Source organism: Streptomyces sp. NBC_01241 (genome assembly GCF_041435435.1).
Lineage (GTDB): Bacteria > Actinomycetota > Actinomycetes > Streptomycetales > Streptomycetaceae > Streptomyces.
The window spans coordinates 5,401,529-5,423,756 of sequence record NZ_CP108494.1 but is presented as its reverse complement, the minus strand read 5'-3'; the positions used below and the strand labels follow the sequence as shown (position 1 = coordinate 5,423,756).

General features: G+C 71.3%; 22 protein-coding genes. 11 read left to right on the top strand and 11 right to left on the bottom strand.

What is annotated here, in order from left to right; translation table 11 throughout:
- Positions 1 to 203: 203 nt before the first annotated feature.
- The 3 genes from OG306_RS24410 to OG306_RS24400 all read right to left on the bottom strand — a co-directional run bounded on the left by OG306_RS24410 (position 204) and on the right by OG306_RS24400 (position 2,520).
- The gene (locus tag OG306_RS24410; protein WP_266415004.1) at positions 204 to 614 is read right to left on the bottom strand and encodes a RidA family protein; all 411 of its coding nucleotides are present in this window, start codon (positions 612 to 614) and stop codon (positions 204 to 206) included.
- Positions 615 to 620: 6 nt separating this feature from the next.
- Positions 621 to 1,379, bottom strand: coding sequence for an IclR family transcriptional regulator (locus tag OG306_RS24405; protein ID WP_266748204.1), 759 nt, complete (start codon positions 1,377 to 1,379; stop codon positions 621 to 623).
- 73 nt (positions 1,380 to 1,452) lie between these two features.
- Positions 1,453 to 2,520, bottom strand: coding sequence for a sugar kinase (locus OG306_RS24400; RefSeq protein ID WP_266748203.1), 1,068 nt, complete (start codon positions 2,518 to 2,520; stop codon positions 1,453 to 1,455).
- Between the two features lie 221 nt (positions 2,521 to 2,741).
- Here OG306_RS24400 and OG306_RS24395 point away from each other — a divergent pair, with 221 nt between their 5' ends.
- Positions 2,742 to 4,100, top strand: coding sequence for an alanine racemase (locus OG306_RS24395; RefSeq protein ID WP_371665609.1), 1,359 nt, complete (start codon positions 2,742 to 2,744; stop codon positions 4,098 to 4,100).
- Between the two features lie 89 nt (positions 4,101 to 4,189).
- Positions 4,190 to 5,839 (top strand): N-acyl-D-amino-acid deacylase family protein, encoded by a 1,650-nt coding sequence (locus OG306_RS24390; protein WP_266905607.1) that lies wholly within the window; start codon positions 4,190 to 4,192, stop codon positions 5,837 to 5,839.
- A gap of 44 nt (positions 5,840 to 5,883) precedes the next feature.
- Here OG306_RS24390 and OG306_RS24385 read toward each other — a convergent pair whose 3' ends face one another.
- Positions 5,884 to 6,735 (bottom strand): siderophore-interacting protein, encoded by an 852-nt coding sequence (locus OG306_RS24385; RefSeq protein WP_266748200.1) that lies wholly within the window; start codon positions 6,733 to 6,735, stop codon positions 5,884 to 5,886.
- 84 nt (positions 6,736 to 6,819) lie between these two features.
- Here OG306_RS24385 and OG306_RS24380 point away from each other — a divergent pair, with 84 nt between their 5' ends.
- Entirely contained in the window at positions 6,820 to 7,635 is an 816-nt protein-coding gene (locus OG306_RS24380; RefSeq protein ID WP_266905609.1) for a TetR/AcrR family transcriptional regulator, read from the top strand.
- Between the two features lie 65 nt (positions 7,636 to 7,700).
- Here the strand turns inward: OG306_RS24380 and OG306_RS24375 are convergent, their stop codons facing one another.
- Entirely contained in the window at positions 7,701 to 8,567 is an 867-nt protein-coding gene (locus tag OG306_RS24375) for a S1 family peptidase (RefSeq protein ID WP_327349411.1), read from the bottom strand.
- Positions 8,568 to 8,889: 322 nt separating this feature from the next.
- On the opposite strand from OG306_RS24375, the gene OG306_RS24370 reads away from it, so the two are divergent.
- The 3 genes from OG306_RS24370 (at position 8,890) to OG306_RS24360 (ending at position 10,319) form a co-directional block, all read left to right on the top strand.
- A complete protein-coding gene (locus tag OG306_RS24370; RefSeq protein WP_266905613.1) occupies positions 8,890 to 9,522 on the top strand; it encodes a DUF2975 domain-containing protein in 633 nt (210 codons plus the stop codon).
- A complete protein-coding gene (locus OG306_RS24365; protein ID WP_266748196.1) occupies positions 9,522 to 9,758 on the top strand; it encodes a helix-turn-helix domain-containing protein in 237 nt (78 codons plus the stop codon). The genes OG306_RS24370 and OG306_RS24365 overlap by 1 nt, the downstream gene beginning before the upstream one ends.
- Positions 9,759 to 10,106: 348 nt before the next feature.
- Positions 10,107 to 10,319 (top strand): DUF4287 domain-containing protein, encoded by a 213-nt coding sequence (locus tag OG306_RS24360; RefSeq protein WP_266748195.1) that lies wholly within the window; start codon positions 10,107 to 10,109, stop codon positions 10,317 to 10,319.
- Between the two features lie 13 nt (positions 10,320 to 10,332).
- On the opposite strand, the gene OG306_RS24355 is transcribed toward OG306_RS24360, so the two are convergent.
- The gene (locus OG306_RS24355; protein ID WP_323183923.1) at positions 10,333 to 10,680 is read right to left on the bottom strand and encodes a winged helix-turn-helix transcriptional regulator; all 348 of its coding nucleotides are present in this window, start codon (positions 10,678 to 10,680) and stop codon (positions 10,333 to 10,335) included.
- Positions 10,681 to 10,776: 96 nt separating this feature from the next.
- On the opposite strand from OG306_RS24355, the gene OG306_RS24350 reads away from it, so the two are divergent.
- The 3 genes from OG306_RS24350 to OG306_RS24340 all read left to right on the top strand — a co-directional run bounded on the left by OG306_RS24350 (position 10,777) and on the right by OG306_RS24340 (position 13,771).
- Positions 10,777 to 11,667 (top strand): NAD(P)-dependent oxidoreductase, encoded by an 891-nt coding sequence (locus OG306_RS24350; protein WP_266748194.1) that lies wholly within the window; start codon positions 10,777 to 10,779, stop codon positions 11,665 to 11,667.
- Between the two features lie 384 nt (positions 11,668 to 12,051).
- On the top strand, positions 12,052 to 13,263 hold the full coding sequence (locus OG306_RS24345) for a pyridoxal phosphate-dependent aminotransferase (RefSeq protein ID WP_266748193.1): 1,212 nt from the start codon (positions 12,052 to 12,054) through the stop codon (positions 13,261 to 13,263).
- A 103-nt stretch (positions 13,264 to 13,366) separates the two neighbouring features.
- The gene (locus OG306_RS24340; protein ID WP_266748192.1) at positions 13,367 to 13,771 is read left to right on the top strand and encodes a hypothetical protein; all 405 of its coding nucleotides are present in this window, start codon (positions 13,367 to 13,369) and stop codon (positions 13,769 to 13,771) included.
- 195 nt (positions 13,772 to 13,966) lie between these two features.
- Here OG306_RS24340 and OG306_RS24335 read toward each other — a convergent pair whose 3' ends face one another.
- On the bottom strand, positions 13,967 to 15,802 hold the full coding sequence (locus OG306_RS24335; protein ID WP_266748191.1) for a phosphoenolpyruvate carboxykinase (GTP): 1,836 nt from the start codon (positions 15,800 to 15,802) through the stop codon (positions 13,967 to 13,969).
- 200 nt (positions 15,803 to 16,002) lie between these two features.
- On the opposite strand from OG306_RS24335, the gene trhA reads away from it, so the two are divergent.
- Positions 16,003 to 16,701 (top strand): PAQR family membrane homeostasis protein TrhA, encoded by a 699-nt coding sequence (gene trhA, locus OG306_RS24330; RefSeq protein ID WP_266748190.1) that lies wholly within the window; start codon positions 16,003 to 16,005, stop codon positions 16,699 to 16,701.
- Positions 16,702 to 16,775: 74 nt separating this feature from the next.
- Complete coding sequence (locus OG306_RS24325; RefSeq protein ID WP_266748189.1) at positions 16,776 to 17,408, top strand: TetR/AcrR family transcriptional regulator; 633 nt, start codon at positions 16,776 to 16,778, stop codon at positions 17,406 to 17,408.
- A gap of 109 nt (positions 17,409 to 17,517) precedes the next feature.
- Here OG306_RS24325 and OG306_RS24320 read toward each other — a convergent pair whose 3' ends face one another.
- The 4 genes from OG306_RS24320 to OG306_RS24305 form a co-directional block, all read right to left on the bottom strand.
- Positions 17,518 to 19,554: a thioredoxin domain-containing protein gene (locus OG306_RS24320; protein ID WP_266748188.1), complete on the bottom strand. Its 2,037-nt coding sequence runs from the start codon at positions 19,552 to 19,554 to the stop codon at positions 17,518 to 17,520.
- A 112-nt stretch (positions 19,555 to 19,666) separates the two neighbouring features.
- Positions 19,667 to 20,983 (bottom strand): mannosyltransferase family protein, encoded by a 1,317-nt coding sequence (locus OG306_RS24315; RefSeq protein ID WP_371665608.1) that lies wholly within the window; start codon positions 20,981 to 20,983, stop codon positions 19,667 to 19,669.
- A 116-nt stretch (positions 20,984 to 21,099) separates the two neighbouring features.
- Positions 21,100 to 21,531 carry a hypothetical protein gene (locus OG306_RS24310; RefSeq protein ID WP_266748187.1) on the bottom strand — a complete coding sequence of 144 codons (432 nt, stop codon included), beginning with the start codon at positions 21,529 to 21,531 and terminating at the stop codon, positions 21,100 to 21,102.
- Positions 21,515 to 22,021 (bottom strand): SigE family RNA polymerase sigma factor, encoded by a 507-nt coding sequence (locus OG306_RS24305; RefSeq protein WP_266748186.1) that lies wholly within the window; start codon positions 22,019 to 22,021, stop codon positions 21,515 to 21,517. The genes OG306_RS24310 and OG306_RS24305 overlap by 17 nt, the downstream gene beginning before the upstream one ends.
- Between the last annotated feature and the right edge of the window lie 207 nt (positions 22,022 to 22,228).

The window sequence follows — 22,228 nt, the reverse complement described above, 5'->3', positions numbered from 1 at the left end:
TGCAAGGCGCTGGAGCGCCCTTATAGCGGAGCTATCAGGGCGTTTCGGCAACGCGGCAGATGTGCGTGCCAGGCATCGCGAGCCCGGCCAAGATCTTCAGGACCCCCTCGCGGGAGGAGCGCGGCACGGCGCTCCCGTGGTGCGGGGCGCCGCGCCGTGCGCGGTGGTGCGGTGAAGCGGGTGCGGCAAGTGGATCAGCTGGATCAGCCGAGGACCGCGAGCGCGTCGATCTCGATGAGCAGGCCCTTGGGGAGGCCGACGTAGACCGTCGTACGGGCGGCGGGGGCCGCCTTCAGGTCCTGCTCGCCGAAGTAGGTGTTGTAGATCTCGTTCATCTCGGCGAAGTGGTCCACGTCCGTGAGGTAGACGCGCATCATCATCACGTCGTCCCAGCTCGCGCCGCCCTCCTCCAGGATCGCCTTGACGTTGGCGAAGGTCTGGAGGGTCTGCTCGCGCAGCGTCGGACCGGCGGGGGTCGGGGCCTGGCCCTCTACTGCGGGGAGGAAGCCGACCTGGCCGGCGACCTGGAGGATGTTTCCCTTCTTCACCCCGTGCGAGAACTTCGCGGGCGGGGTGGTGTGGGTGCTCGGGGTGAGGGCGATCTTCTCGGTCATGGCTGTTCAGGCTTTCTTGGGTGGGTTGGTGCCGGAGTACTCCCGGCTGATGGCGTCGGCGGTGCGGCGCAACAGCGGGAGCAGGGTGAGGAGTTCCTCGGCCGTGACGACGACATTGGGTGCGGAGACCGACATCGCGGCGACGACCCGCCCGTCCGCGCCCCGGATGGGGGCACCGATGCAGTTGATGGACTCCTCGTGGCCGCCGAGGTCGGTGGCCCAGCCCTGTTCGCGGACGACGGCGAGTTCCTTGAGGAACGCACCGGCGTTCGGGATCGAACGGGGCGTGTACATGGGGTAGTCGAGCTTCTCGGCGATGGCGCGCCGCTCGGGCTCGGTGAGGTCGGCGAGGAGCAGTTTCGCGACGGCGGCGACGGTGATCGCGACGGGCTTCCCGATCCGCGAGTACATCCGGACCGGGTAGCGGCTCTCGACCTTGTCGATGTAGAGGACCTCGTGCTCCTCGTACACCGCGAGATGCACGGTGTGGCCGCAGCTCTCGTTGAGTTCGACGAGGTGGGGGTGGGCGATCTCGCGTACGTCGAGGTTCTCCACGGCCTCCTGCGCGAGCGCGAAGAGGCGGGCGCCGAGGCGGTAGCGCTGGTCCTGCTGGCGGTAGACGAGCCCGTGTTCGTGGAGCGTGCGGAGCAGGCGCAGTGCGGTGGACTTGTGGACGCCGAGCCGCTCGGCGACCTGTCCGAGGTCGGCGGGCCCCTGGGCGAGCAGCGGCAGGATGCTCAGCGCCCGGTCGACGGTCTGGCTCATGCGCGTGCCTCGCTGCCCTCGGCCCGGTCGTCGCCCGGGACGCCCCTCTTGTCCGTTCGCTCGCTGCGCCCGCTCATGTCGTACGTACCTCCTGGTCGTCCCCCGTCCACCCGGGGCCGAGACGAAGTCTCCCCCAGGCCTCGTCGTCGAGTGCGGCAAGGGCGTCGGCGTGCGCGCGGGCCGGAGGGGCGGTGAGGTCGCCGGGAACGGTGAGGACGGCGGCGGCCATGAGGTGGCCGTGCCGGACGCGCTCGCGTACGGGGAGGTCGCGGAGGGTGGCGGAGAGGAACCCGGCGGCGAAGGCGTCACCGGCGCCGACGGGGGCGACGACGTCGACGTGGAGGGCGGGGACGGTGATGACGGTGTCAGCCGCTGCGGCGCCTGAGGAGCGGGGCCCCGAGAACACCGTCGCCCCCTCGGCCCCCCGCTTCACGACCAGCACCCCCGGCTCCGGCAGCACCGCACGAATCGCGTCCGCCCCACGCACCCCCCATGCCTCCTCCGCCTCGTCCTCGCCGACGAAGACGAGGTCGGAGCGGCGCGCCAGGTCCAGGAGCACCGCGGGAGCCGCGTCGTCGTCGCGCCACAGGCCGGGGCGGTGGTTGACGTCGAAGGAGACGAGCGGGCGGCCGGGGCGCGGGGCCGTCAGGTCGCGCAGCAGCGCCAGGCAGTCGGCGGAGAGCGCCGCCGTGATGCCGGACAGGTGCAGGACGCGGCCCGCGAACAGCGCCTCGTACGGGACGTTGTCCGGGGACATCGCGGAGGCCGCGGACCCGGCCCGGTAGTACGCGACCTCGTGCACGTCGGTGGCCCGGTCCGTCGCCGTACGGAAGTAGATCCCGGTGGGCCGCACCGGGTCGCGCCGGACGGCGGAGGTGTCGACCCCGTACCCGGCGATCGTCTCGACGAGGTGGTCCCCGAACCCGTCCGCGCCGACCCGGCCGACCCAGGCCGCCCGGTGCCCGGCCGCGGCGAGCGCGCAGGCGACATTGGACTCGGCGCCGCCGATACCGCGGCCGAAGGAGGGTACGTCGGCGAGGCGTCCGGGCTGCGACGGCAGGAACGTCACCATGGACTCGCCGAGGCACACGACATCGGTGGCCGTGTCGGCGTCGGCGGTCCTGGCCGGGGTTCCGGACACTCGGGGCTCCTCGCGGGGGGTCTGCGGGTTCGGTGCTGCGGGGCAGCGGTTCGGTGGGGCGGCACGGGCTTTGGCACCGACTCGGTGCCGGCTCCGACACCGGCACCAGCGCCGGCACCGGCACTGGTTCGGCGCCCGTTCCGACGCCCGGCAGGCTTCGCCGCGCACGGCACTGGGCATTGACCCGGCGTCGGCTCGGATGTTAGACAGCCTCAAGCGATATGCGCAATGGGTGTTGCATATGCTGCAACGACACTTCGATCGAGGAGGCCCCCTTGGCCGCCGACCGTCCCGTGGCCGAACGTGCGGCCGGACTTGCCGACGAGCTGGTCGACCACCGCTTCAAGGCGCTCCCGCCCGACGCGGAGGGCCTGACCGTCGGCGCCCTCGCCGCCGAGCGGCGCAATCTCTTCACGGACGGCTTCACCACCCCGGTGCTCGCCCTGTCCGCCGAGTCGGTCGAGCACAATCTCGCCCTTCTGGAGACGTACGCGGAGCGCCACGGGCTCGCCTTCGCGCCGCACGGCAAGACGTCGATGTCCCCGCAGCTCTTCGCCCGCCAGCTGGCGCACGGCGCCTGGGGCATCACCGCGGCCGTGCCGCACCAGGCGCGGGTCTACCGGGCCTACGGGATCCGGCGGATCTTCCTCGCCAACGAGCTCGTCGACGCCGTGGCCCTGCGCTGGCTGGCCGGCGAGCTGGACCGCGACCCGGACTTCCGCTTCGTCTGCTACGTCGACTCGGTGCGCGGCGTGGAGCTGATGGACGAGGCGCTGCGGGCGGCGGACGCCTCCCGCCCGGTCGACGTCGTCGTGGAGCTGGGCGCGGGCGAGGGCGCGCGTACCGGTGCCCGCACCGAGGCCGACTGCGCGGCGGTCGCCGACGCGGTGGCCGCGACCGGGACGCTGCGCCTGGTGGGCGTGGCCGGTTACGAGGGCGAGGTGCCGGAGGCGTCCGGCGAGCGGGTACGGGAGTGGCTGCGCCGGCTCGTGGCGCTGGCCGTCGGCTTCGATCGCGCGGGCAGGTTCGACGCGGCGGTGGCGGCCGGCGAGGAGATCGTGATCAGCGCGGGCGGCAGCGCGTGGTTCGACGCGGTGGCGGACGTGTTCGCGGACGTCCCGGACCTCTCCGGTGCGGTGCTCAAGCTGCTGCGCTCGGGGGCGTACGTCTCGCACGACGACGTCCACTACCGCCACCTCACCCCGTTCAACCGCGTCCCGGAGGAAGGGGCCCTGCAGCCCGCCTTCCGGCTCTGGGCGCAGGTGGTCTCCCGGCCCTCCCCCGAGCAGGCGTTCCTCAACGCGGGCAAGCGGGACGCGGCGTACGACCTCGACCTCCCGCAGGCCCAGGTCGTCCGGTCCGGCCGCGACGGCACGGTCCGGCCCGCGACGGGTGTCACGGTCAGCGGCCTGTCGGACCAGCACACGTGGGTGCGTACGGAGCCGGGCACGGAGCTGGAGGTGGGCGACTGGGTGGGGATGGGCCTGTCGCATCCGTGCACGAGCTTCGACAAGTGGCAGCTGATTCCGCTCGTCGCGGCGGACGGCACCGTCACGGACTACATCCGCACCTTCTTCTGATTCCCCAGCCAGCCCCTTCCCGGGTCCGGGGGCTCCCGCCCCCGGACCCCCGCTCCTCGATCGCCGGAGGGGCTTGATTTGGAGCCCCCATGGACCTGGTCATCCGCAACGCCGACGTCGTCGACGGCACCGGCACCCCCGCCCGCCGCGCCGACGTGGCCATCGGCGACGGCCGGATCGTCGAGATCCACCCCGAACACGCGCCGGGGCCACGCCCCACCGCCCGCCGCGTCCTCGACGCCGACGGACTCGCCCTCTCCCCCGGCTTCGTCGACATGCACGCGCACAGCGATCTCGCGCTGCTCCGCGACCCCGACCACAGTGCCAAGGCCGCGCAGGGCGTGACGCTCGAAGTCCTCGGCCAGGACGGCCTGTCGTACGCCCCGGTCGACGACCGTACGCTCACCGAGGTACGGAAGACGATCACCGGCTGGAACGGCGACGGTTCGGACGTCGACCTCGACTGGCGCACGGTCGGCGAATACCTGGACCGCCTCGACCGCAATTTCGGCGGCCAGGGCATCGCGGTCAACGCCGCCTACCTCGTCCCGCAGGGCACGGTCCGGATGTACGCGATGGGCTGGGAGGACCGTCCGGCCACCGACGCCGAGCTGACCCGGATGAAGGAACTCGTCGCCCAGGGCATGGCGGACGGCGCGGTCGGCATGTCCTCCGGCCTCACGTACACCCCCGGCATGTACGCGGACGACGCCGAACTCACCGAACTGTGCCGGGTGGTGGCCCGGTACGGCGGGTACTACTGCCCGCACCACCGCTCCTACGGGGCGGGCGCGCTCGGCGCCTACGAGGAGATGGTGCAGCTCACCAGGAACGCGGGCTGCGCCCTCCATCTCGCCCACGCCACCATGAACTTCGGCGTGAACAAGGACAGGGCGCCGGAGCTCCTCGCCCTGCTCGACGACGCCCTCGCCGCGGGCGCCGACATCTCCCTGGACACCTACCCGTACACCCCCGGCTGCACGACGCTCGTCGCGATGCTGCCGAGCTGGGCGAGCGAGGGCGGGCCCGAGGCGATCCTCACCCGGCTCGCGGACGACGCAACGGCGGAACGGATCCGGCACCACCTGGAGGTGCTGGGCTCGGACGGCTGCCACGGCGTGCCGATCGAGTGGGACACGATCGAGATCTCGGGCGTGAGCGTGCCCGCCCTCGCCGGGCATGTCGGCCGCACCGTGGCGGAGTCCGCCCGCCTGCGCGGCGAGGCGCCCTGGGTGACTGCCCGCCGGCTGCTCGTCGAGGACCGGCTCGGCTCCACGATCCTCCAGCACGTGGGCCACGAGGAGAACGTCCGGCAGATCATGCGTCACCGGGTGCACACCGGCGGCAGCGACGGCATCCTCCAGGGCGACAAGCCGCACCCCCGCGCGTACGGCACGTTCCCGCAGTATCTCGGCCGGTACGTAAGGGAGTTGGGCGTCCTGTCACTGGAGGAGTGCGTCGCCCACCTCACCTCCCGCCCGGCGCGGCGACTGCGCCTGGCCGACCGGGGGTACGTCCGCGAGGGCTACCGCGCGGACCTGGTCCTCTTCGACCCGACGACGGTGGCGGCCGGCTCGACGTTCGAGGAACCGCGCACCCTGCCGGTCGGCATCCCGCACGTCCTGATCGACGGCCGCTTCGTCATCGAGGACGGCCACCGGACCCAGGTGCTGGCGGGCCGGGCGGTACGGGGAGCGGGCCGCATCCAGGGCCTATCGGGCCGCATCCAGGGCCTATAAGGGTCCAGGGTCTGCGAGGGGTCAGGGCCTGTGAGGGCCAGGGTCTATGAGGTCTCCGTCCCCTCCGCCGCCCGCTCCTTCGCCCAGGCCAGGTCCTCCTCGGTCGGGGCGTCGTCCTGGCCGAGGTTCGCGCGCCAGTAGCCGCTGAACTCCACGGCGGTCCCGGGCAGTCCGCGCTCCTCGACCAGGTGGCGGCGCAGCGCCCGCACCGCCCCGGCCTCGCCGGCCAGCCATGCCGCGCCGGACCCGGCGGGCAGGCCGGCGCCCCGCACCGCGTTCGTGAGCGTCTCGCCCCGGTCCCGGTGCACCCAGTGCACGGTCACCTCGCCGGGCGAGTCGAGCACCTGCCGCTCCGCCTCGTCGGCGACCTCCGCGTACACCACCGCCCGCGCCCCGGCCGGAAGGGATTCCAGGAGCGTCCCGATCGCCGGGAGCGCCGTCTCGTCCCCGGCCAGCAGCAGCCAGTCGGCGGCGGGCAGCGGCCTGGCGTACATCGACGACGGGCCGACCATGCCCAGGACGTCCCCAGGGCGCGCGGCCCGGCCCCAGCGGGCGGCGGGGCCTTCGTCGCCGTGCAGCACGAAGTCGACGGTCATCAGGCCGAGTCGGCGGTCGTACGCGCGAACGGTGAAGCTCCGCATCAGTGGGCGTTCGGGCTCGGGGATCGCGAGGTACGCCTCGTACCACCGCATGCCGTACGTGTCGTCGACATCCGGCTCCGGCAGCCGGGGCGCCTCCTGCCCCTCCCTCGGGAAGCAGAGCTTCATCTGCTGGTCGGGCCGGTCCTCCATGAGCTCTGCCAACGCGTCCCCGGCGAAGGTCACCCGCGCCGTACGCGGGGTAATCCGCTCCACGCCCACGACCCGTACATACGACACGGGCAACGCCTGCCCCATCGCGGCACCCACTCTCTTCGGCTGATACTTTACGCCGTAAGGAATTACCTCGGCGAGGTTACTTTACGGCGTAAGGAGTCGCAAGTGGTGGTCTTCGCGGGACAAGGCGACGCCCGCCGCTCCATGTCCCTGCTATGGCGCGCCGAACAGCCGGGGCAGCCACGTCGCACCCCCGGCCCGGGCCCCAGGCCGGGGCTGAGCGTGGACGCGATCGTGACCGCCGCGATCACCGTCGCCGACGAGGCGGGCATGGCCGCGCTCTCGATGCGCGCGGTGGGCGAGCGGCTGAGCCGGACGGCGATGGCGCTCTACACGTACGTTCCCGGCAAGAGCGAGCTGCTGGACCTGATGTACGACGCGGTCCACGCCGAGCTGCCCACTCAGTACGCCGATGTCGACAACTGGCGTACCGGGCTGACCGATTGGGCGCGCGACACCCTCTCCTTCCACCTCCGCCACCCCTGGGTGCTCCAGGTCTCCCAGGCCCGCCCGGTCCTCGGCCCGCACGAGTACGCCGCCCTCGACACACTCGTACGCCTGCTGAACGGGACCGGGCTCGACGCCCCGCTCCTGCGGCGACTGGTCGGCACGCTGACCCACTTCGTCCGCGGCTGCGCCGGGACGGTCGCCGAGGCGCGGCAGGCCGCGGCGGTGACGGGCGAGTCGGACGAGGAGTGGTGGTTCGCCCGCTCGGCACTGCTGGGCGAGGTGGCACCCGACTTCGCGGACCGTTACCCGAGCCTGAGCGCCATGGAGAGCGCAGCCGCCCCGCAGCCGCCCACCCCCGACGTCGATGCACTGCCGTACCTGGAACGCGAAGCGCGGGAGACCTTCACGGTCGGACTCGACGTACTGCTCGACGGGATCGAGGCGGCCATCCGCCGCACGGGCACGCACTGAGCCGACGAGCCCCGTCGCCGCCGCGACACCCGACGGGCGGCGCGGCGGCGACGGGGCTCACACGCTTACGGCCTGGGCAGGACACACCCGGGCCGGCTGAGGTCGAACTTGTTGCCGGTGCCGATGCACGGCACGATGCCGTAGGTCTCCTGGGCGTAGTTGATGCCCTGGCGCACCGTCACATTGCCGCTCTCGTCGACCTCGCACGGATTGTTGTCCGTGCAGCGCTGACCGTTCTCGTTGCCGGTGTTGTTGACGGCGACGACCTTGCCGGTCGCGTTGTCGATCACCGGGGAGCCGGACGTACCGCCGATGGTCTGGCAGGCGGAGGTGTAGCGGACCGAGTCCTTCCAGGTCCACGCACCCTCCTTGAGGCGGTAGACGAAACCGTCCACGTTGCAGGCGTACGTACGCTTCCAGTAGCCGGAGACGACCGTGATCGCAGTGCCCTGGACGGGGTGCGCGGTGTTGAGCTCCAGGGCCTTGATGCCGTAGCTGCTCTCGATCTGCGCGTAGGTGCTGGTGAGTTGGTACACCGATATGTCGGTGTCGGTCATCGTCCCGTACGCGATTTTGCTCGCCCGCAGGGTGCCGACTCCGCTGCCGGCGGCGTTCAGCAGGGTGAAGCTACGGGTGGACGGCTGATCGAACACCACCTTGCCCGGTCCCGGGAAGCCCGACTCCATGCAGTGCCCGTTGGAGAGCACGAGCGCGGGGTCGTTGGGCTGGGAGTCGGGCGTACGGACGACGGAGCCGGAACAGTTGCTGAGCGCCACGGTTCCGGCGAAGTTGACCGCCTTGGCCTTGACCTGTTCCTTGACCGTGCCGGTGGCTGCCGCGTCGTGGCCGGCGGCCGCGGTCGCGGCTGCGGGTGCGATTCCCACCCCGAGGAGCAGAACGGTGAAAAGCGCGCCGACGAGAGGCTTCTTCATGTGGGGGTCCCCTCCGGTGACCTGTCCGGGACCCCAATGGCCCCTGAAACCGAAGTTCCTTCGGTTTTGACATGCGCATGCTGGCGCACCGGAGGGGCCCCCACAAGGGGCGCTTTCAAGCCGCGAGGAGTCGGACGGTCCGGTCCCGGGCCGCCCAGCCCCGGCGGACAGCACGGTGCCGCCTCGGACGACACCCATCCACGACTCACGCGGCGCGGCGCCATACCGCGCCGCACAGGATCTCCCGTGGGGGGCTTTTCTTGGCAGGAGGCGGCGTGTATCGTTTTTCGATAACATCGATTATCGATAACTGGGGGCCGTTGTGACCGAGGACTCGAAGCTGCTCGAACCTCTCTCCACCGTCGTATCGGGCGTCCTGCGTCTGCTGACCGCGCTCCTCGTGGCCGGGTTCATCCTCAGCCTGTTCGACACGGGCGTCCATCTGGGCTGGGGCGGTGCGGACGTCTGCGTCACCTCGGACTCGATCTCCGGCGGGTCCGACGACGCCGCCGCCATGTTCGACGCCCGAGCCGGTGTGGACGTCATGACGATCCCCCGGTACTGCGCCTCGCCGGGCAACACCTACCAGCGGTTCCTTGACGCGCTCGGTTCGCTGCCGTCCTTCGTACTGCTGATAGGTGGACTGTTCCTGCTCAACAGACTGCTCCGCGGGGCGGCACGGGACGGGGTCCACCACCGGCTGACCGCACAACGACTGCGGCGGCTCGGCTGGTGGCTGCTGTGCGGCAGCCTCGCCGCCGGCATCATCGAGGCCAACGCCAGAGCGGCGCTGAGCGCGACTCTCACCCACTTGACCCCTTTCTCCCCCGGTGCTTGGCTCAGCACCTGGACACCCCCGTACCTGGCGATACTCACCGCGCTCGGACTGCTCACCTTCGCGCGGATCGTGCGGGCCGGCGTCACCATGCGCGAGGAACTCGAAGGAACCGTCTGATGTCACCCGATGCCGAGGACGGCCACGCCATCGAGGTGCACTTGGACCGCCTCCTCGTCGAACGGGGCATGACACTGGCCGAGTTGGCCTCCCGCGTGGGCGTGACCAATGTCAATCTGTCCATCCTCAAGAACGGACGCGCCAAGGCCATCCGCTTCACGACCCTCACCCGCATCTGCGAGGTGCTGGAGTGCCAGCCGGGCGATCTTCTCAGCTACCGGCCCACGGACGGATGAGGGCGCGCGCCACCGGTCACCGTCGGGGTGCGCGGTCAGGCCGCCGGTGACGGTGCCGGTGACGAACTGCGAGCGGTGGACGGCGTCCTCGGCCGGCCGGACCAGGATCGGCCGGTCGCCCGCCGTCCGGTCGGAGTGGAATTTCGGCGTCAGGGGCAGGGCGGGGTTCGAGCGGCCTGCCCGCGGACCGGGACTCGCCATGGCTCAGGGCTCGTACCTGCGGCAACGAGGAAGGGGCTGCGTTCACCGGCGCAGTGTGCCGGAGCGCGGTTCACCGCCGGAGGCGCGGCCGGCCGGCCGTCGAATATCGCCCGGACGATCACCGTCGGCGATGGCAGAATGCCCGCCATGACTGATGCGGTGAAAGGCCCTGCCAGCTATTTCCCATCGATCGAGAAGAAGTACGGCCGCCCGGTAGCGGAGTGGAAGGACCTCATCCGGTCCTCGCCGCTGACGAAGCACGTGGAGATCGTCAACTGGCTCAAGTCCGAGCACGGCCTGGGCCACGGGCACGCCAACGCCCTGGTCGCACACACGCTCGCCGAGGACAAGAGCACGTAACGGCACCCGCCCGTCAGGGCAGCGGCTGCTCGGCGTCCACGAGGATGTTCTCCCTCCCCCAGGCGCCGAGCGGCCGCAGCGCCTCGTTGAGTCCGACGCCCAGCGGGGTCAGCGAATACTCGACGCGCGGCGGCACCTCCGCATGCACCTCCCGGTGCACGATGCCGTCCTCCTCCAGCTCCCGCAGATGTGACGTGAGCACCTTCTCCGTGATACCGGGCACCATCCTGCGCAACTCACCGAAACGGCACACCTGTTCGTTGAGCGCCCAGAGGATCAGCACCTTCCACTTGCCGCCGATCACATCCATCGCCGCGTCGATCCCGCAGACGTACGCCCCCGGCCTCCGTAGGGTCCCCACGGTGCACCCCTCCCAGCTGCTCGCTCACCTGGCGGTAACCACCCACTTCGAAGTGCGTACTTGATCACTTCCGGGCCTGCGACAAGCCTAATCGGCATGACTGACAACGCCTTTGAGAAGTCGCCGCTCACTCTCCTCGGGCTCGGTGCCATGGGTACCGCACTCGCCCGCGCCTGGCTCGCCGCCGGGCATCCGCTCACCGTCTGGAACCGCGGTCCGGGCCGTGCCGAGCCGCTCGCCGCCGAGGGGGCGACCGTCGCCGGGACCGTGGCCGAGGCGGTGGCGGCGAGCGGGCTCGTCGTCGTCTGCCTGCTCGACGACTCCTCGGTCGACGAGACCCTGACCGGCATCGACCTGGCCGGAAAGGATCTGGTCGACCTCACCACCTCCACCCCCGCCCAGGCCCGCGCCCGCGCCGCCCTGGCCCGCGAGCGCGGGGCCCGTTTCCTGGACGGCGGGATCATGGCGGTCCCGCCGATGATCGGCGCCCCGGGCTCCGGCGCCTACGTCTTCTACAGCGGCTCCCGCGCCCTCTTCGACGCCCACCGCGCCGTCCTTGCCGTACCGGCCGGCACGTCCTACGTCGGCGAGGACGCCGGCTTCGCCGCCCTGCACGATGTGGCGCTGCTGAGTGCGATGTACGGGATGTTCGCCGGCGTCGCGCACGCGTTCGCCCTGATCCGCAAGGAGAACATCGAGCCGACGGCGTTCGCCCCGCTCCTCGCCGACTGGCTCCTCGCCATGACGCCCTCTGTGCACGCGGCCGCCGCCCAGTTGACCGAAGGCGACTACACACAAGGCGTCGTATCCAACCTCGCCATGCAGGTCGCGGGCAGTGCCACACTCCTGCGCACGGCCGAGGAACAGGGGGTCAGCAACGAGTTGCTGACGCCGTACCTGGCCCTGCTGGAACGCCTCCTCGCGGACGGGCGGGGCAACGAGAGCACAACGGGGGCGGTGGACCTGCTGGCCCTCCGAGCCACCTGATTGCTTACGGCCGGAACATGACATCCGACCGCGAAGCCGATCACAGCCGACGCCACCCTCCCGGCCTCGGTCTCGACGCCCGCCTCGCCCGCATCGGCTGGACCGGGAAACTCCGGCCGACCGCGGAGGCTGACGGGGGCGCCGAGGCAACACGTCACGCTCCGAACATCCTCGCTGACGTGGCGCATCTCACCCGGCCGAGTCCGTCACGTCCCCGTTCCGGCCCATTCCAAGCCCGGCCCCCGCCCAGACCGGCGTTCCCACGGTTCGGGGGCGGGGGCGCATGGGGATGGAAGCCGGGGCGGGACGTCGGGAGTACCCGGGTGGGGCAATCGGGGAGCAAAGCCCGGGCGACCCGTGAAACACGGTCGTAAGCTCCCAGACATGCAGGTCATCCAGTCCACGAAGCTCGCCAATGTCTGTTACGAAATCCGAGGCCCCGTGCTGGAGGAGGCGATGCGGCTGGAAGCGGCCGGCCATCGCATCCTCAAGCTGAACACCGGCAACCCTGCCGCGTTCGGGTTCGAGTGCCCGCCCGAGATCCTCGAAGACATACTGCGCAACCTCTCCGGGGCGCACGGCTACGGCGACGCGAAGGGGCTGCTGTCGGCGCGGCGGGCGGTGATGCAGCACTACCAGACCAAGGGCATCGATCTCGACGTCGAGGACATCTACCTGGGCAACGGCGTCTCCGAGCTGATCCAGATGTCGATGCAGGCGCTGCTCGACGACGGCGACGAGGTCCTCGTACCGGCGCCGGACTATCCGCTGTGGACCGCCTCGGTGTCCCTGGCCGGCGGTACGGCCGTGCACTACCGGTGCGACGAGCAGGCCGACTGGATGCCGGACCTCGCCGACATCGAGCGGAAGATCACCGACCGCACCAAGGCGATCGTGATCATCAACCCGAACAATCCGACGGGCGCCGTCTACGACGACGAGATGCTGCGCGGGCTGACGGAGATCGCCCGGCGCCACAACCTGGTCGTCTGCTCCGACGAGATCTACGACCGGATCCTGTACGACGGAGCGACCCACACCCCGACCGCGACGATCGCTCCCGATCTGATGGTGCTCACCTTCAACGGGCTCTCCAAGAACTACCGGGTGGCCGGATACCGCTCGGGGTGGCTGGCGGTCTGCGGGCCGAAGGCGCACGCCTCCTCGTACATCGAGGGGCTGACGATTCTCGCCAACATGCGGCTCTGCGCCAATATGCCCTCGCAGCACGCCGTGGCCAGCGCGCTCGGCGGGCGGCAGTCGATCAACGAACTGGTGCTGCCGGGCGGGCGGATCCTGGAGCAGCGTGATGTCGCGTACGACCTGCTCACGCAGATTCCGGGCGTGACCTGCGTGAAGCCGAAGGGGGCGCTGTATCTCTTCCCGCGGCTCGACCCCAAGATCTACAAGATCAAGGATGACCGGCAGATGGTCCTCGATCTGCTGCGGGCCGAGAAGATCATGGTCGTGCACGGTACGGGGTTCAACTGGCCGGAGCCCGATCACTTCCGTGTCGTGACGCTGCCGTCGACCGAGGATCTGACGGACGCGGTGACCCGGATCGCGCACTTCCTGGACGGGTACGGCCAGCCGTAGCGGCCGGCCGCTACGGTCGAGCACCCATCCCGGAATCGATTGCGAATAACTTTAGACACAATCCAAGCTAGGATGGTTCCACAGCACCACCAGGAGGCCATCCATGTACGAACCGATCCGCACCAAATCGGTCCACACACCGGCCGACCACGCCGACGACTTCCCGCACCGTTCCCGCGAGGAGGAGCTGGACATCCAGCTCGCCGGACACCTGGCCGCGCTTCTCGCGGTCACCGACGAGCTGGGCCTCGGCGTGGCGGGCGACCGTATCGCCGAGCAGGTGGCCAGGCTGCGCGGTGCGCCGCCCGCCCGGCACGCCGGTCGCACCGACACACCCGCGCTCACGCTCCACCGCCGCGCCCACGCCCTCGCGGGCCGCGCGCTGGTGGTCGCCGCGTCCCGCGCCGACACGGCCGTCGCGATTCTCGCGGCCGAGCGCATGGACGCCCACACGGCTGCGATCGCCGCCGTCCCCGCAGCCCCGTCGCGACTGGTCGGCGCCCTCTGACGGCCCCGGTCCACGGGCCGTCGAGGCGCGTGGTCCGGGTGCCACCGGGTACGGAAAAGGGCGGCCCCCGGAACCGTCAGGGGATTCCGGGGGCCGTACCGCGGTGGGCCGTTGATCCCACAGGTCAGGGCGGATATCGAGAGACCCGGCCGCGGGGCGGGCGGGGGCGCACCCGCGCGGGGTGCGCCCGGGGCGTCAGCCCAGGCGCTGGACCAGCGCGCGGTACTCGTCCCACAGTTCCTTCGGCGTGTGGTCACCGAAGGTGTTGAGGTGCTCGGGGACCAGCGCCGCCTCCTCGCGCCAGACCTCCTTGTCGACCGTGAGCAGGAAGTCCAGGTCGGAGTCGGAGAGGTCCAGGCCCGTGGTGTCCAGGGCGTCCTTGGCGGGCAGGACGCCGATCGGCGTCTCGACGCCCTCGGCCCTGCCCTCCAGGCGCTCGACGATCCACTTCAGGACGCGGCTGTTCTCGCCGAAGCCCGGCCACACGAACTTGCCCGCGTCGTTCTTGCGGAACCAGTTCACGTAGTAGATCTTCGGGAGCTTCGACTGGTCCTGCTTGTCCGCGCCGACCTTGATCCAGTGGGCCATGTAGTCGCCCATGTTGTAGCCGCAGAACGGCAGCATGGCGAACGGGTCGCGGCGCAGCTCGCCGACCTTGCCCTCGGCGGCGGCGGTCTTCTCGGAGGCGACGTTGGCGCCGAGGAAGACACCGTGCTGCCAGTTGAAGGACTCGGTGACCAGCGGTACGGCCGAGGCGCGGCGGCCACCGAAGAGGATGGCCGAGATCGGCACGCCCTTCGGGTCCTCCCACTCGGGCGCGATGATCGGGCACTGGCCGGCCGGGACGGTGAAGCGGGCGTTCGGGTGGGCGGCCGGCGTCTCGGACGCGGGCGTCCAGTCGTTGCCCTTCCAGTCGGTGAGGTGGGCCGGAGCGGTCTCCGTCATGCCCTCCCACCAGACGTCGCCGTCGTCGGTGAGCGCGACGTTGGTGAAGACGGAGTTGCCCCACATGGTCTTCATGGCGTTGGCGTTGGTGTGCTCGCCGGTGCCGGGCGCGACGCCGAAGAATCCGGCCTCGGGGTTGATCGCGTAGAGGCGGCCGTCCTCACCGAACCGCATCCAGGCGATGTCGTCGCCGATGGTCTCGACGGTCCAGCCGGGGACCGTCGGCTCCAGCATCGCGAGGTTGGTCTTGCCGCAGGCGCTCGGGAACGCGGCGGCGATGTACTTCGGGCCCTCGCCCTCGCCCTGCGGCGGCGTGAGCTTGAGGATCAGCATGTGCTCGGCGAGCCAGCCCTCGTCACGGGCCATGACGGAGGCGATACGCAGCGCGTAGCACTTCTTGCCGAGCAGGGCGTTGCCGCCGTAGCCGGAGCCGTACGACCAGATCTCGCGGTCCTCGGGGAAGTGCGAGATGTACTTGGTGCTGTTGCACGGCCACGGAACGTCCTCCTGGCCCTCTTCCAGGGGCGCGCCCAGCGTGTGGACGGCCTTGACGAAGAAGCCGTCGGTGCCGAGCTCGTCGAGGACGGCCTGTCCCATGCGGGTCATGGTGCGCATCGAGACGGCGACGTACGCGGAGTCGGTGATCTCGACGCCGATCGCGGAGAGCGGGGAGCCGACGGGGCCCATGCAGAAGGGCACGACGTACATGGTGCGACCACGCATGGAGCCGCGGAACACACCCTTCTCACCGGTGAAGATGGCCCGCATCTCGGCGGGGGCCTTCCAGTGGTTCGTCGGACCGGCGTCCTCCTCCTTCTCGGAGCAGATGAACGTACGGTCCTCGACCCGGGCGACGTCGCTCGGGTCGGACGCGGCGTAGTAGGAGTTCGGGCGCTTGGTCTCGTCCAGTTTCGTGAAGGTGCCCCTGGCCACGAGCTCCCCGCACAGGCGCTCGTACTCGGCCTCCGAACCGTCGCACCAGACCACCCGGTCCGGCTCGGTGATGGCTGCGATCTCGTTCACCCAGGAGATGAGCTCCTGGTGGTTGGTGGGGACAGTGAGGGGAGCCGCGATGTCGCGCGCCACGATCGCTCCTTGATGAGGGTGTCTGTTTGGTTGGCCCCGTGGGGGCTGCGACCCGGATGCTTCGACCCCACTGGCGCTCATCCGGTGCCGACCGCACTCATTTGATCATCCGGCCGATACGCCCATATGTCCAGGGGGCCGCACACGTGAGCATTGCCACTCCCATCCGTTACCTACGGTTGCGTAGGTACGATGCGGGAATGACTGCTGCCGCCGCCGCGCCCGAGCCGACCGGGCTGGAAACAGCCGAGTCCGACACCCTCCCGGTGAAGCCGCGCCTGCGCGGCTGGCTGCACGCCGGGATGTTTCCCGCCGTGATCGTCGCGGGGATCGTGCTGATCGCGCTGACGGGCAGCGTCCGCGGCCGGATCGCCTGCGGCATCTACGTCCTGACCGCGTGCCTGCTGTTCGGTGTGAGCGCGCTGTACCACCGCGGCACCTGGGGCCCGCGGGGCGAGGCGGTGCTGCGCCGGCTCGACCACGCCAACATCTTCCTGATCATCGCGGGCACCTACACCCCGCTGACCCTGCTCCTGCTCCCCGATTCGACGGGGACGCCGCTCCTGTGGGCGGTCTGGGGAGCGGCGGCCGCGGGCATCGCCTTCCGGGTCTTCTGGGTCGGCGCCCCGCGCTGGCTCTACACGCCGTGCTACATAGCGATGGGCTGGGCCGCGGTCTTCTTCCTGCCGGACTTCATGCGCACCGGCGGGATCGCGGTGCTGGTGCTCGTCGTCGTCGGCGGGCTGCTGTACAGCGCGGGCGGTGTCATCTACGGCATCAAACGCCCCAATCCGTCCCCGCGCTGGTTCGGCTTCCACGAGGTCTTCCACTCGCTGACCCTGGCGGCCTTCGCCGTGCACTACGTCGGCATCTCACTGGTGGCCTACAGCCACCACTGACCGCCGTCGCGGGAGGGCGCGGACGAGGGTACGGACATGGTCCGGGCACCCTTCCATGGCCGACAATGACGACCATGGCCGCAACCTCCCGTCCCTCTTCCGTTTCCGCCCCCGGCGCGCAGCCCCGGCCGGGGCTGCGCGAGCGGAAGAAGATCAAGACCAGGATCGCGATCCGCCGGGCGACGTACCGGCTGATCTCCGAGCAGGGGTACGACGCGACGACGATCGAGCGGATCGCGGAGGCGGCCGAGGTGTCGCCGAGCACCGTCTTCAGGTACTTCCCGGCCAAGGAGGACATCGTCCTCACCGACGAGTGCGACCCGGTCATGGAGGCCGAGCTGCGCAACCGGCCGGCCGATGAACCGCCGCTGGAGTCGCTGCGGTTCATCGTGACCGAGTCGCTGACGGCGTTGCTCGCGAGCGAGGAGGAGGAACTGCGGCAGCGCACCCGGCTGATGGTGGAGGTCCCCGCCATCCGGGCGCGGATGACGGAGACCATGTCGGACACGGCAAAGGTGCTGGCCCGGGCACTCGCCGACCGCAGCGGCCGCAGCCCCGACGACCTGGAGGTCAGGGTGTTCACCGCGGCGGTGCTGGGGGCGCTGCGCGAGGTGACGCTGTACTGGGGCGAGCACGGTCAGGAGGGCGATCTGATCGCCTTGATCCACCAGGCGCTGGACAGGCTCGAAGGCGGCCTGACGCTGTGACCGGGACACCTGCTGCGTAACACCGGGGCGACGGTTGCTGCGTAACACCGGGGCGACGGTTACGGCCGCCGTGCGGCGGCGCCCGTAGTCCTCGTACAGATCCGCGCTCTCAGTCCTCCGACGGGCCCGATCCGAGGGTCCGCGCCAGCTCCCGCGGGTCCGTCGTCGGAGCGTCGCAGACGAAGTGCCGGCACACGTACGCCGTCGGCGCCCCGCCCACCATCGGCCGGTCCGCCAGCAGCGGGAACTCCGTCCCCGCCGTCTCCCCCGCCGCCACCACCGCGCCGGGTGCCCGCCCCAGCAGCGCCGTACGGTGCAGTTCGCCGCCGACGGGTCCGGCGACCGCGACCTCGCGCGGCCCGTCGAGGAACGCCTCGGCGACCGCCAGCCCCCAGCCGATGAACCGGGGAACCCGCGGCCCGAGCGCCTTCACCACCCCCAACGCGCCCTCGGCGGCGGCGCGATGGGCCTGAGATCCGGTGTGCGCGGCGTACGAGAGCAGCGCACCGGCCGCCGCCGTCCAGCCCGCCGGAGTCGCGCTGTCGGTGGGGTCCTGCGGGCGACGGATCAGCTGCTCGGCGTCGTCCGCCGTGTCGTACAGCTGCCCGCCCTCACCGGTGAAGTGCTGGAGCACGACGTCGAGCAGGAAGCCGGCGAACTCCAGCCAGACCCCCTCGCCGGTGACCGCGGCCAGGGCGAGGAAGCCCTCCGCGACGTCGCCGTAGTCCTCCAGGACCCCGGCGTGCCCGCCGGACCGGCCGTCCTTCGAGGTCCGGTCCAGCCGGGCGACGTCGCCCATGTGGACCCGTACCAGCAGGTCCGCCGCCTCGGTGGCGCGCTCGATCAGGTCGGGCCGGCCGAAGTACGCCCCCGTCTCGGCGAGCGCGGCGATCGCCAGGCCGTTCCAGGCGGCGACCACCTTGTCGTCCCGCCCGGGACGCGGGCGCGGCTCGCGGGCGGCCAGCAGCCTGGCCCGGATGCCGGCGACCCGGTCGTCGTCCGGGTCGGTGCCGGCCCGCGCGAGCCGGAGGACCGAGGCGCCCTCCTCGAAGGTGCCCTCCTCCGTCACATCGAAATACGCGGCGGCGAACGCCGCGTCCTGATCGCCGAGGACCTCGCGCAGCTGCTCGGGCGTCCACACGTAGTACGCGCCCTCGACGTGCCGGCCGGTGCCGTCCTCGCTGTCGGCGTCGAGCGCGGAGGCGAAGCCGCCCTCCGCCGTACGCAGCTCGCGCACCATGAAGTCGGCGGTCTCCAGGGCGACCCGGCGGGCCTGTTCCGAGCCCGTCGTCCGCCACAGGTGGGCGTACACCCGGCAGAGCAGCGCGTTGTCGTAGAGCATCTTCTCGAAGTGCGGGATCAGGGGTCCGTCGGGCCGGCGCAGTACATACCGGTGGAAGCCCCCGCCCACCTGGTCGAACAGGCTCGACCGCGCCATGGCCGCGCACAGCCCCTCGGCCATGTCGCGGGCTCCTTCGGACTCCGTCCGGGCCCAGTGCCGGAGCAGGAACTCGACGACCATGCTCGGCGGGAACCGGGTGCTGCCGGCGAACCAGCCGGAGGCGGGGTCGTACTCGCGGATGAGGCCGAGCAGTGCCTCGGCGAGTTCCGCTTCGCCGGGGAGTCCGGCCTTCGTGTAGTCCAGCTGCCGGCCGGCCAGATCCCGCACGATCTTCCGCGCCACCTCGGCCACCTCGTCGGGCCGCCCGTCCCAGGCCGCCCGTACGCCCTCCAGCACCTGCATGAAGGACGGCGACCCGTGGCGCGGCTCGGGCGGGAAGTACGTACCGAAGTAGAACGGCCGACCGTCCGGGGTCATGAAGACCGACATCGGCCAGCCGCCCTGGCCGGTCGCCGCCTGGAGGGCCTCCATGTAGACGGCGTCGATGTCGGGCCGCTCCTCGCGGTCCACCTTCACGGACACGAAGTGCTCGTTCATGAAGGCCGCCGTCTCCTCGTCCTCGAAGCTCTCGTGGGCGAGGACGTGGCACCAGTGGCAGGAGCTGTACCCCACGCTCAGGAACACGGGCACGCCACGCCGACGCGCCTCCTCGAAGGCGGCGGGCTCCCACGGCCACCAGTCAACGGGGTTGTCCGCGTGCTGAATGAGGTACGGGGACGTGGCGTGCGCGAGTCGGTTGGGCATGCCCCAATCCTTGCGCACTCGGCGGGGGCGTGCCCAGGCGCCACGGGACGCCTCACGGGCGGGTGCGCGGCGGGGTACGTGCCGGGGTACGGGTGCAGCGTCGGGGCCGGGGTCAGCCCGCCCACCGTCCGGAGAGGAAGGTGACGGCGAAGACGGTCATCAGGGGTGCCGCGACGGCGAGATAGGCGGTCCTGACGTGGCGGCACCGCAGGCTCCAGACGGCGAGGCCGGTCCACAGGGGCCACCACAGGAGGGTCGCGCGCGGGATGGAGGTGTACCAGTAGGACGTACCCAGGGCCCACAGGGTCAGGGCGATGTACACGACTTCGGGCCAGCGCCGCTGCCGGATCAGGACGGCGCACAGGCCGATGCCGATCAGCATGGTGAGGAGTTCGGCCTGGGACATCAGGGCGTACCCGGTGCTCTGGGAGTGTCCGAAGGCCGCGTGCCAGGTGTTCCGCCACGCCTCCCAGGGGGTGTGGAAGTCGCGGTACCAGCCGCGTTCCTCCGCGTGCTTCCAGGCCATCCAGTCGCCGGTGCGCGTGTGCAGGTACCAGCTGTGGAGCAGCGGCGGGAGGGCGGGCAGCGCCAGCCAGGGAAGACGGCGCCATTGGGCGGGGGTGCGGGCGGTGACCAGGAAGTGGACCGCGAGGGCCGCGGCGAGGAAGAGGCCGCTGACCCGGACGGTGGTGGCCAGGCACGTCAGGGCGGCCGCGAGCGGCCAGTTGAGGCGCTGGGCGGCCAGCCAGGCCGGCAGGGCCAGGGCGAGGAAGAGCGCTTCGGTGTAGCCGGCGGCCAGGAAGACCGCGCACGGGGAGAGCAGGAAGAAGAGGGCGGCGCGCTGCCCGGCGTTCTCCTGGGGCGGGTGTCCGGCACTTCCCGCGTTCTTCTGCGGCAGGTGTGCCGCGCCCCCGTGCGGCAGGTGCAGCCGGGCGATCCGGGCCAGGGCCAGTACGGCGATGCCGCCGGCGACGAAGGAGATCAGCGCACCGGCCGCGGGCCAGCTCGGGACGATGGTGTGGACGGCCCGCAGCAGGTAGGGGAAGCCGGGGAAGAAGGCTTCTCTGTTGTCCCACTCGGATATCCAGGGGCCGGACCCGCCCGGGAAGTAGCCGTCCTGGGCTATGTGCAGGTAGTGCCACCAGTCCCAGCGCTGCCACGGCGCGAAGAACGAGGCGGGGGCGCGGTTCTGACGGTCGTCGGCGAACAGCCAGCGCACGCAGTACGCGGTGGTCCAGATACCCACCCGGGTCAGCAGGTACAGCCACAGCACCTCGCGGTCGGCGGGCCCCAGCCGGCGGCAGAGCCGGACGAACCGCCCGCCGAAGGATGTCGTGCCCGGTGACGGCGTGCCGCCGGACGGTCCGGGCGCGGTCCCGGTCCGGGCGGACAGGCGTTCACGCTGCCGCTGGGGGTGCGAAAGGGTCACAACAGAATCTCCTGGCCTGGATCGGATGTACGCGTGTCTGGTGCCCCTCCGGGCGCGGTTCGGGGCACGGGCCGAGCGGCCCGGCCGGCACGGTCCGGGGTGGGGAAAGCAGGATGTCAGGGGCGTGTGCTGGCGCTCCAGGTGGGCGTGCCCGGCGTCTCCGAGGCGGTCCGGGTGGGCGTGGCCGGTGTTCCCGAGGCGCTCCGGGTGGGCGTGGCCGGTGTGCCCGAGGCGCTCCGGCCGGGAGAGAGGGCACCCGTCGGCGGCGGGCTCGTGCGGGGCGGGGAGAGCATCGGAGAGGGCTGCGGGGCGGAGGGGGTGGTGGCCGGGACGGTGGTGCGCGTGCTGCCGGACAGGAATGTTGCCACGGCCGCGCCCGTACCGGAGAAGACCAGGCAGGCGCCGACCGCCAGCACGAGAATCCGGTGCCTGCGCACGCGCTGCCCGTGCGCGGTGATGTACGAGAGCGGAGCGGACCGGGCGCGGGACCGGCCGGTGGCCGCGGCCTCCTTGAACAGGGACCGCAACGGGTCATCGGGTTCGGACACTGGGCCCCTCCTCGGTACGCGGATCCTGCAGACGGTGCGAGAGCGTGGCCCGGCCCCGGGCGAGATGCGTCTTGACGGTGCTGGCCGCCAGCCCGGTCTCGGCGGCGATCTGCTCGACCGTCAGATCGCATACGTAGTACAGGGCCAGCGTGCGGCGCTGCTTGGCCGGCAGATCCCGGAGCGCTTCCACGAGCGCCACCGACTCCGGGCCGGGCGCCTCCGCATGGGGCGGGGTACCACTGCGCCGCCAGGCATCCGCCGCGCGGCGCCGCCCGCGCCACCGGCTCACCGCCAGGCGCCAGGCGACCGTACGGATCCATGCCTCGGGCTGCCCGTCACGGTCGAGGTGACGCCGTCGGCTCCATCCCTTGACGAAGGCCTCCTGCACCACGTCCTGCGCCTCGTGCTGGTCACCGAGCATCACGAACAACTGTCCCGTCAGCCGGGCGACCGTCTGCGCATAGAAATCTTCGAACTCCTCGACGGTCAACAAACAGCTCCTGGATCTTCTCGGTCTCACCGTGCATACGCCCGGCACCCCGCGTCCGGACTACACCGGCCCCCGAGAAACCGGCGTGACGGTCATCACGCGGCCGCCCGGGACCGGCTCACGCCACGGCCACCATGCCTCGGCCGGGCGGCCCGGCCGGCCGAAAGCCCCGAGCCGGCCGGTGCCACCGGCCGACGGATTGCCGGC

Coding starts and splice junctions, on each gene's coding strand:
- OG306_RS24320 (WP_266748188.1), bottom strand. CDS start 19,554: ATGCCCAACCGACTCGCGCACGCCACGTCCCCGTACCTCATTCAGCAC.
- OG306_RS24410 (WP_266415004.1), bottom strand. CDS start 614: ATGACCGAGAAGATCGCCCTCACCCCGAGCACCCACACCACCCCGCCC.
- OG306_RS24405 (WP_266748204.1), bottom strand. CDS start 1,379: ATGAGCCAGACCGTCGACCGGGCGCTGAGCATCCTGCCGCTGCTCGCC.
- OG306_RS24390 (WP_266905607.1), top strand. CDS start 4,190: ATGGACCTGGTCATCCGCAACGCCGACGTCGTCGACGGCACCGGCACC.
- trhA (WP_266748190.1), top strand. CDS start 16,003: ATGACTGCTGCCGCCGCCGCGCCCGAGCCGACCGGGCTGGAAACAGCC.
- OG306_RS24385 (WP_266748200.1), bottom strand. CDS start 6,735: ATGGGGCAGGCGTTGCCCGTGTCGTATGTACGGGTCGTGGGCGTGGAG.
- OG306_RS24350 (WP_266748194.1), top strand. CDS start 10,777: ATGACTGACAACGCCTTTGAGAAGTCGCCGCTCACTCTCCTCGGGCTC.
- OG306_RS24345 (WP_266748193.1), top strand. CDS start 12,052: ATGCAGGTCATCCAGTCCACGAAGCTCGCCAATGTCTGTTACGAAATC.
- OG306_RS24365 (WP_266748196.1), top strand. CDS start 9,522: ATGTCACCCGATGCCGAGGACGGCCACGCCATCGAGGTGCACTTGGAC.
- OG306_RS24325 (WP_266748189.1), top strand. CDS start 16,776: ATGGCCGCAACCTCCCGTCCCTCTTCCGTTTCCGCCCCCGGCGCGCAG.
- OG306_RS24395 (WP_371665609.1), top strand. CDS start 2,742: ATGCGCAATGGGTGTTGCATATGCTGCAACGACACTTCGATCGAGGAG.
- OG306_RS24375 (WP_327349411.1), bottom strand. CDS start 8,567: ATGAAGAAGCCTCTCGTCGGCGCGCTTTTCACCGTTCTGCTCCTCGGG.
- OG306_RS24360 (WP_266748195.1), top strand. CDS start 10,107: ATGACTGATGCGGTGAAAGGCCCTGCCAGCTATTTCCCATCGATCGAG.
- OG306_RS24340 (WP_266748192.1), top strand. CDS start 13,367: ATGTACGAACCGATCCGCACCAAATCGGTCCACACACCGGCCGACCAC.